Origin of the sequence: Streptomyces botrytidirepellens, assembly GCF_003721215.1 — a bacterium.
GTDB classification, from domain to species: domain Bacteria; phylum Actinomycetota; class Actinomycetes; order Streptomycetales; family Streptomycetaceae; genus Streptomyces; species Streptomyces himastatinicus.
Genome location: NZ_RIBZ01000259.1, coordinates 1 through 8151 on the forward strand (window position 1 = coordinate 1; position 8151 = coordinate 8151).

General features: G+C 68.7%; 6 protein-coding genes. 4 read left to right on the top strand and 2 right to left on the bottom strand.

Going from position 1 to position 8151, the window contains the following annotated elements:
* The coding region (locus tag EEJ42_RS20375; protein WP_148081996.1) for an NYN domain-containing protein at window positions 1-681 on the bottom strand (681 nt) is incomplete at its 3' end.
* Window positions 682-946: 265 nt separating this feature from the next.
* Between EEJ42_RS20375 and EEJ42_RS51000 the strand changes: the two genes are divergently transcribed.
* Window positions 947-1114 (top strand): hypothetical protein, encoded by a 168-nt coding sequence (locus EEJ42_RS51000; RefSeq protein WP_179933731.1) that lies wholly within the window; start codon window positions 947-949, stop codon window positions 1112-1114.
* Window positions 1115-1188: 74 nt separating this feature from the next.
* On the opposite strand, the gene dnaE is transcribed toward EEJ42_RS51000, so the two are convergent.
* Window positions 1189-4788: a DNA polymerase III subunit alpha gene (dnaE, locus tag EEJ42_RS20380; protein WP_123101569.1), complete on the bottom strand. Its 3600-nt coding sequence runs from the start codon at window positions 4786-4788 to the stop codon at window positions 1189-1191.
* Between the two features lie 227 nt (window positions 4789-5015).
* Here dnaE and EEJ42_RS20385 point away from each other — a divergent pair, with 227 nt between their 5' ends.
* The 3 genes from EEJ42_RS20385 to EEJ42_RS20395 all read left to right on the top strand — a co-directional run bounded on the left by EEJ42_RS20385 (window position 5016) and on the right by EEJ42_RS20395 (window position 8086).
* Window positions 5016-6341 (top strand): DUF2252 domain-containing protein, encoded by a 1326-nt coding sequence (locus tag EEJ42_RS20385; protein WP_123101571.1) that lies wholly within the window; start codon window positions 5016-5018, stop codon window positions 6339-6341.
* Between the two features lie 151 nt (window positions 6342-6492).
* Window positions 6493-7191: a hypothetical protein gene (locus tag EEJ42_RS20390; RefSeq protein WP_123101575.1), complete on the top strand. Its 699-nt coding sequence runs from the start codon at window positions 6493-6495 to the stop codon at window positions 7189-7191.
* Window positions 7192-7255: 64 nt separating this feature from the next.
* A complete protein-coding gene (locus EEJ42_RS20395) occupies window positions 7256-8086 on the top strand; it encodes a DsbA family protein (protein WP_123101573.1) in 831 nt (276 codons plus the stop codon).
* Window positions 8087-8151: the final 65 nt, after the last annotated feature.

Below are 8151 nucleotides of genomic sequence, written 5' to 3' on the forward strand. Positions count from 1 at the left end.
CCCGTTGCGCGTGCCGGGCGATTCGGCTGCCGCCGCCGCGGCGGCCGCGGCGGCGGTCTCCGGCAGCGGGGCGGCGAGGATGGCGGCGATCTCGGGGCGCGGCTCGGTGGTGGGGGCGCAGGGCCCGGGAAGCTCCTTGGCGCGCACCGCTCCGGTGATCCACGCCCGGTCCAGGACGCGCCGCTCGTCGGCCTCGGCGACCAGGTCCTCGGACTGGTTGTAGTCGCCGTCGGCGGCCTGGACGGCCCACAGGTGGACGGCGACGCCGTGTTCCTTGGCCGACATCAGCCCGGGCAGGAGATCGCCGTCGCCGGTGACGAGCACGATGTCGGAGCAGGCGCGGTTGCGGGCCAGCTCGGTCAGCTCGGCGTGCATGGCGGCGTCCACGCCCTTCTGCGCCCAGCGGCCGTCGCTGCGGGTGAGCGCGCCGAGCCGGACGGTGACCCGGGGCATCACGCGCAGCCGCCGGTGCTCGGGCTGGGGTACGCGGTCGGGGGCGCCGTCGAACCAGTAGATGCGCAGCAGCGGGCGCTCGGTCTCGGCCTCGGCGCGCTCCCGCAGGCCCTGGATCAGGGTCGCGTGGTCGACGGAGATGCGGGAGCGGGCGGGCTCCCCGGCCAGCAGGCTCGCGGCGGCGCCCAGCAGATAGCCGGCGTCCACCAGGACGACGCAGCGGTCCACGTTCCACCCTCTTTCCTGAAGTCCAGTCGTCGGTCGCCCCCCGACACAGCCGTGCCCCGGATCTGTTCTCGGTCCTCTTGGTCCTCCCTTCGAGTCTGCCCGACCGTACGGGGGTTATCAGTCCGAACTGGATCACCGGCGTGGCGGATACGGCTTCCTCGGCAAGACCGCCCTTCTCACTCACGGTAATTGCCCGAAATGCACGGGTCACCAAGGCGTGTCACTGTTCTTCCCGGGGGCTGATCCCAACTGGAGGCACACCACCATGGGTAAGAACAAGAACCGCGATCGTAAGCAGCAGCAACAGCAGAACCGCGGTCAGGCCGACCAGTCGCAGCAGTCCTCGATGGAGGCGCAGTCCCCGCAGATGCCGCCGGAGGGCACCCCCTCGACGGCGCGCAAGGGCCGCCAGAAGAGTTTCGGCCACAACTGACCCGCCGCCCAGAACCCGTTGAGGGGCGCGCCCGGCTGCCGGGCGCGCCCCTCAACTGTTCATGGGCCGGGTGCTCAGCCTGCCAGGCAGGAGGCTCCCAGCAGCACCTTGAGGTCGCCGAAGAGCGCCGGGTCGGGGGTGACCCGGTGCTTGTCGAGCCGCAGCACGGTGGTCTTGCGCGCCCCTTGCAGCTTGATCCGCACCTCGGTCGAACCGCGGTGGTGGGTCAGCACCTCGCCCAGCTTCTCGACCAGCGGCGGGGTGACCTTGACGGTCGGAATGGTGATCGTCACGGGGGCGTTGGCGCCCGCCTCGGACAGGTCGGGGACCATCAGCTCCATGGCGACCAGCCGCGGAATGTCCTCGCGCTTGTCGAGGCGGCCCTTGACGAAGACGACGGCGTCCTCGATGAGCTGGGTGGAGACCAGCTGATACGTGGCCGGGAAGAACATGCACTCGATGGACCCGGCCAGGTCCTCGACGGTGGCGATGGCCCAGGCGTTGCCCTGCTTGGTCATCTTGCGCTGGAGGCCGGAGATGATGCCGCCGATGGTGACGATCGCCCCGTCCGCGTGCTCACCGCCGGTGAGCTGGGAGATGGCGGCGTCCGCCTTGTCGTTGAGGACGTGCTCGATGCCGAAGAGCGGGTGGTCGGAGACGTAGAGGCCGAGCATCTCGCGCTCCTGGGCGAGCAGATACGTCTTGTCCCACTCGACGTCGGAGAACTCGATGTCGAGCCCGAAGCCCGGCGCCTCCCCGCCACCGCTCTCGCCGCCCATGCCGCCGAAGAGGTCGAACTGCCCCTCGGCCTCCTTGCGCTTCACCGCCACCACGTTGTCGATCATCGTTTCGTAGTGCGCGGTGAGGCCCTTGCGGGTGTGGCCCATCTCGTCGAAGGCGCCCGCCTTGATGAGCGATTCCGTGGTGCGCTTGTTGCAGACGACCGCCTCGACCTTGTCCAGGTAGTCGGGGAACGAGCTGTACTTCCCCTTGGACTTGCGGCCGCGGATGATCGCGTCCACCACGTTCTGACCGACGTTGCGGACCGCCGTCAGGCCGAAGAGGATCACGTCGTCACCCTGGGCGGTGAAGTTCGCCTCGGACTCGTTGACGTTCGGCGTGAGCACCTTGATGCCCATGCGGCGGCACTCATTGAGGTAGACCGCCGACTTGTCCTTGTCGTCACGTACCGAGGTCAGCAGCGCCGCCATGTACTCGGCCGGGTAGTTGGCCTTGAGGTACGCGGTCCAGTAGGTGACCAGGCCGTACGCGGAGGAGTGCGCCTTGTTGAACGCGTATCCGGCGAACGGGACCAGCACGTCCCACACCGCCTGGATGGCCTCGTCGGAGTAGCCGCGCTCCCGGCAGCCCTTCTGGAAGGGCACGAACTCCTTGTCCAGGACCTCCTGCTTCTTCTTGCCCATCGCACGGCGCAGCAGGTCGGCCTGTCCGAGCGAGTACCCAGCGAGCACCTGGGCGGCCTTCTGCACCTGCTCCTGGTACACGATGAGGCCGTAGGTGATGCCCAGGACCTCCTTGAGCGGCTCCTCCAGCTCGGGGTGGATCGGGGTGATCTCCTGCTGGCCGTTCTTCCGCAGGGCGTAGTTGATGTGCGAGTTCATGCCCATCGGGCCCGGCCGGTAGAGGGCCGAGACGGCGGAAATGTCCTCGAAGTGGTCGGGCTTCATCATGCGCAGCAGGGAGCGCATGGGGCCGCCGTCGAACTGGAAGACGCCGAGGGTGTCGCCGCGGCAGAGCAGTTCGAAGGTCTTGGGGTCGTCCAGCGACAGGTCGAGCATCTTGAGGTCGACGCCCTTGTTGGCGCGCACCATCTTGACCGCGTCGTCCATGATGGTGAGGTTGCGCAGGCCGAGGAAGTCCATCTTCAGCAGGCCCAGCGACTCACAGGTCGGGTAGTCCCACTGGGTCACGACCTGGCCGTCGTTCTTCGGCGAGAACACCGGGACGTGGTCGGTCACCGTCTCGCTGGACATGATCACGCCCGCGGCGTGCACGCCCATCTGCCGGACCAGGCCCTCGATACCGCGTGCGGTGTCGATGACCTTCTTCACGTCCGGCTCGTTCTCGTACATCCCGCGCACCTCGCCCGCCTCGCTGTAGCGGGGGTGCTTCTCGTCGGTGATGCCGGACAGCGGGATGCCCTTGCCGAGGACGTCGGCGGGCATGGCCTTGGTGATGCGGTCGCCCATCGCGTACGGGTAGCCGAGCACGCGGGCCGAGTCCTTGATGGCGTTCTTGGCCTTAATCGTGCCGTACGTACCGATCTGGGCGACCTTGTCGGCGCCGTACTTCTCGGTGACGTACCGGATGACCTCACCGCGCCGACGCTCGTCGAAGTCGATGTCGACATCGGGCATGGACACACGCTCGGGGTTGAGGAACCGCTCGAAGATCAGCCCGTGCTCGACCGGGTCGAGGTCGGTGATACCCAGGGCGTACGAGACGATCGAACCGGCCGCCGAGCCTCGGCCCGGGCCCACCGCGATGCCGTTGTTCTTGGCCCACATGATGAAGTCGGCGACCACGAGGAAGTAGCCCGGGAACCCCATCTGGATGATGACGTCCATCTCGTACTCGGCGAGCTTCTGCCGGTCCTCGGGCACGCCGCCGGGGAAGCGCTGGGCCATNTCGGCGAGCTTCTGCCGGTCCTCGGGCACGCCGCCGGGGAAGCGCTGGGCCATCCCCTTGCGGACCTCCTCCTGGAACCAGGTGACCTCGGTGTACCCCTCGGGCACGTCGAAGCGCGGCATCAGGTCGCGCTTCTCGAACCAGCCGGTGTTGTCGATCTGCTCGGCGACCAGGAGGGTGTTGCGGCAGCCCTCCTGCCAGGCGTCCGAGGAGTCGATGGCGTACATCTCCTCGGTGGACTTCAGGTAGTAGCCGGTGCCGTCGAAGCGGAAGCGGTCCGGGTCGGAGAGGTTCTTGCCGGTCTGGACGCACAGCAGCGCGTCGTGCGCCACGGACTCGCGGGAGTAGGTGTAGTGCGAGTCGTTGGTGACCAGCGGCGGGATGCCCAGCTTCTTGCCGATCTCCAGCAGCCCGTCCCGGACCCGGCGCTCGATCTCGATGCCGTGGTCCATCAGCTCCAGGAAATAACGGTCCTTGCCGAAGATGTCCTGGTACTCGGAGGCCGCCTTCAGGGCCTCGTCGAACTGGCCGAGCCGCAACCGGGTCTGGAGCTCACCGGACGGGCAGCCGGTGGAGGCGATCAGCCCTTCGGACCACTGGGCGATGGTCTCCTTGTCCATCCGGGGCCACTTGACGAAGTAGCCCTCCATATAGGCGTCGGAGGAGAGCCGGAACAGGTTGTGCAGACCGGTCTTGTTCGTCGCCCAGATGGTCTTGTGGGTGTAACCACCGGAACCGGAGACGTCATCGCGCTTCTGGTGCGGCTGGCCCCACTGGACCCGTCGCTTGTAGCGCCGCGACTCCGGCGCGACATACGCCTCGATGCCGATGATCGGGGTGACCCCGGCGGCCGTCGCCTGCTGGTAGAAGTCATACGCACCGTGCAGGTTGCCATGGTCGGTCATGGCGATGTGCGTCATGCCCATCTCGTTGCAGGCGTTGAACATGTCCTTGAGCCGCGCCGCACCGTCCAGCAGCGAGTACTGGGTGTGGACATGCAGGTGCGTGAAGGGCGGCTTGGTCACGGTGGCAGACCTCCGGCGAACGGTCGATGACAGCTGGGTGGGACAGGACCGAAGGTTACCCCTCCGGACTGACAGCGGACGGGCACGGGCGAGTAGCCTCAGGCGTTGATCCTCTCGGGATCCTCCGTCCCGTCGCATACGTCGGAACGTATGTCACACGGGACGAAAAACACCCTGTCGTATGAGTCACCACGCCGTAATCCCCATGCCCCAGGAGGCGCTCCGCGATGTCGACCCAGCAGACCCAGGCGGAACAGCGCGGCGAGCACATCCTCGCCGTCTTCGACACCGCCTTCGGCGAGCTGCTCGCCGCCGACCCCGCCGCCTTCCGGGTGAAATTCCGGAAGATGGCCGCCTCGGCGTTCGCCTTCTACCGCGGCACGGCCTGCCTGTTCTACTCCGACGTGGAGCGCGAGCGGGCCGGCGGGCCGTACCTGGACGACCGCACCAGCCGGGTGTGGATCCACGGTGACCTCCACGCCGAGAACTTCGGCAGCTACATGGACGCCAACGGGCGCCTGGTCTTCAATGTGAACGACTTCGACGAGGCCTACGTCGGCCCCTTCACCTGGGACCTCAAGCGCTTCGCCGCCTCCGTCGCGCTCATCGGCTACACCAAGGCGCTCAGCGACGAGAAGATCACCGAGCTGGTGCGCATCTACGCCGCCGCCTACCGCGAGCGGATCCACGCCCTGGCCACCGGCGCCAAGAACGACGAGGTGCCGCCCTTCACGCTGGAGACCGCCGAGGGCCCGCTGCTGGACGCGCTGCGCGTCGCCCGCTCGCTGACCCGCTTCGGGCTGCTCGACTCGATGACCGAGATCCGCGACTTCGAGCGCCGCTTCTCGGCGGGCGGCGGCTCCATCGAGCTGGACGCCGCGACCCGCTACAAGGTGCTGGCCGCCTTCGACGGCTATCTGGAAACGCTTCCCGAGTCCAGTCTCGCGCGTCCGGACTCCTACCGCGTCAAGGACGTCGTGGGCCGCCGGGGCATCGGCATCGGCAGCGCCGGGCTGCCCTCGTACAACATCCTCCTGGAGGGCAACAGCGACGCCCTGGAGAACGACGTGGTGATCTACATGAAGCAGGCGCAGACCCCGGCGGTCTCCCGGCACATCACCGACGAGCAGGTGCGCGCGTACTTCCACCACGAGGGCCACCGCACGGTGATCTCGCAGCGCGCCCTCCAGGCACACGCCGACCCGTGGCTGGGCTGGACCGAGCTGGACGGGGCCGGGCAGCTGGTCGCCGAGATCTCGCCGTACGCGGTGGACCTGGACTGGTCCGACATCGACGACCCGGCCGAGATCGCGGCCGTCGTCGCCGACCTCGGGCGGGCCACGGCCACCATGCACGCCGCCGCCGACGACCAGAGCGGCCACTCGCTGGTGCCGTTCTCCACCGAGCGCGCCATCGACGCGGTGATCGCCGCCGACGAGGACGGCTTCGCGGAGCTGCTGGTGGACTTCGCCCACTCCTACGGCGCCCGGGCGCGCACCGACCACCAGATCTTCGTGGACCTCTTCCGCAACGGCCGCATCCCGGGGCTGTGAGCCCTCCGCGGGGTGCCCGGCGAGGGGTGTGTCGTCGATCAGCCCGGCATGATCGGCAAGGCACCCCCTCGGGGCACCCCGCGGTCCTCGATGGTCCCTCTTGATGTCACTCCTACAGGCGAACGTGGCACAATCCGACCTTATGGACGGCATGGGCGGCACCGCCGGAACGGGCGGCACCGGGCCCCAGCTGAGGGCCCTGCGCGCAGCGCTCTTCACGGCGCTGTGCGTCACCCTGTCCTCGGCGTCCCATGTGCTGCTCTCCCGCGTCCCGCTGCCGCTGTCCACGGTCGCGGTGCTCTCGGTGGTCGTCTTCGCCCTCGCCTACGCCCTCGCGGGCCGGGAGCGGAGCTTCTGGGGCATCGCCGCCCTGCTGGTCCCGCTGGAGCTGGCCGCCGACACGATCTTCACCACGGGCCAGGACGCCTGTTACGGCCAGTCCGGCGGCCCGGTGGCCGGGCCCCTGCGCTCCATGGGCGTCGACCTGCTCTGCCGCAGCGGAGACGTGGGCACCCCGCTGGCCGGGATCACCCATCCGGGGGGCGGCACTCCCCTGTCCGCCGCCGTCAGCTCCGCCACGCCCTGGCTGCTGCTCGCCGCCCACGTGGCCATCGGACTGATCGCCTCGGCCTGGCTGCGCCGCGGTGAGGCCGCCGTCGCGCGGCTGCTGGGCGCCCTCGCCGGCTTCGCCTTCCGGCCGCTGCTGCTGGCCGTCGCCGTGGTCACCGCGGCCCTGCGGCCGCGGACCCCGGCCGTGCTGCCGATACGCCCGGCGCGTCCGGCCCCCGCGCTCCCCCTTCTGGTGCACTCCGTCGTACGACGTGGACCGCCCTGCTCAGTCGCTGCCTGAGCACAGCGTTTCCCTTCCACGTACGCACTACAGACCGACGTAGAACGACGGAGATCGATCAATCATGAGCAACCGCAATAGCCACCAGAACAAGCAGGCCGCGCGCGAGCGGCTGCGCGCCGAGCGCGAGCGTCAGGCCAAGAAGGAGCGGGTGCGCCGCCAGCTGTTCGTGGGCGGCGCGGTCCTCGCGGTCCTCGCGATAGCGGGCGGCATCGGCTACGCCGTCACCAACATGAACACCGACGACGTCAACCAGAAGTGGCGGACGGCGGCCGAGAAGAAGACGATGGCGAAGCCCGCCAACACCAGCGGCGCCCAGGGCACCACGGTCGTCATCGGCGACAAGAAGGCCAAGAACACCCTCCACGTCTACGAGGACATGCGCTGCCCGGTCTGCGCCCAGTTCGAGAAGTTCACCGGGCCGACCGTGCTCAAGGACATCAAGGACGGCACCTACAAGGCGCAGTTCACGATGGGCACCTTCCTCGACGACAACAAGCAGATGCCCGGCGCCGGCTCGAAGAACGCCCTGAGCGCGCTCGGCGCGGCGCTCAACGTGAGCCCGCAGGCCTTCCTGGACTACAAGACGGCGCTGTACTCCCCGAAGAACCACCCCGAGGAGACCGACGACGCCTTCGCCGACGACCAGAAGCTGCTCGACGTCGCCCAGCAGGTCAAGGAGCTCAAGAACAACGCGGCCTTCGAGAAGGCCGTGAAGAAGGGCACGTACGACCGGTGGGCGCTGGCCATGTCGGCGTCCTTCAACAAGGCCAAGGGCGTCACCGGCACCCCGGCCTTCAAGCTCAACGGCAAGGTGCTGGAGACCCCCCAGAAGAATCCGCCCATGACGCCGGACCAGTTCACCCCGCTCGTCCAGCAGAACCTCAAGAAGTAACCGCCGCGCAGCGCCGGGACCGCACCGCCGGGTCGGCGGGCGTGCCCCCGGGGGATCACCCCGGG

Excerpts from the sequence above, each read along its gene's own strand:
- EEJ42_RS20395 (WP_123101573.1), top strand. The coding sequence starts at position 7,256 with ATGAGCAACCGCAATAGCCACCAGAACAAGCAGGCCGCGCGCGAGCGG.
- EEJ42_RS20390 (WP_123101575.1), top strand. The coding sequence starts at position 6,493 with ATGGGCGGCACCGCCGGAACGGGCGGCACCGGGCCCCAGCTGAGGGCC.
- EEJ42_RS20385 (WP_123101571.1), top strand. The coding sequence starts at position 5,016 with ATGTCGACCCAGCAGACCCAGGCGGAACAGCGCGGCGAGCACATCCTC.
- EEJ42_RS51000 (WP_179933731.1), top strand. The coding sequence starts at position 947 with ATGGGTAAGAACAAGAACCGCGATCGTAAGCAGCAGCAACAGCAGAAC.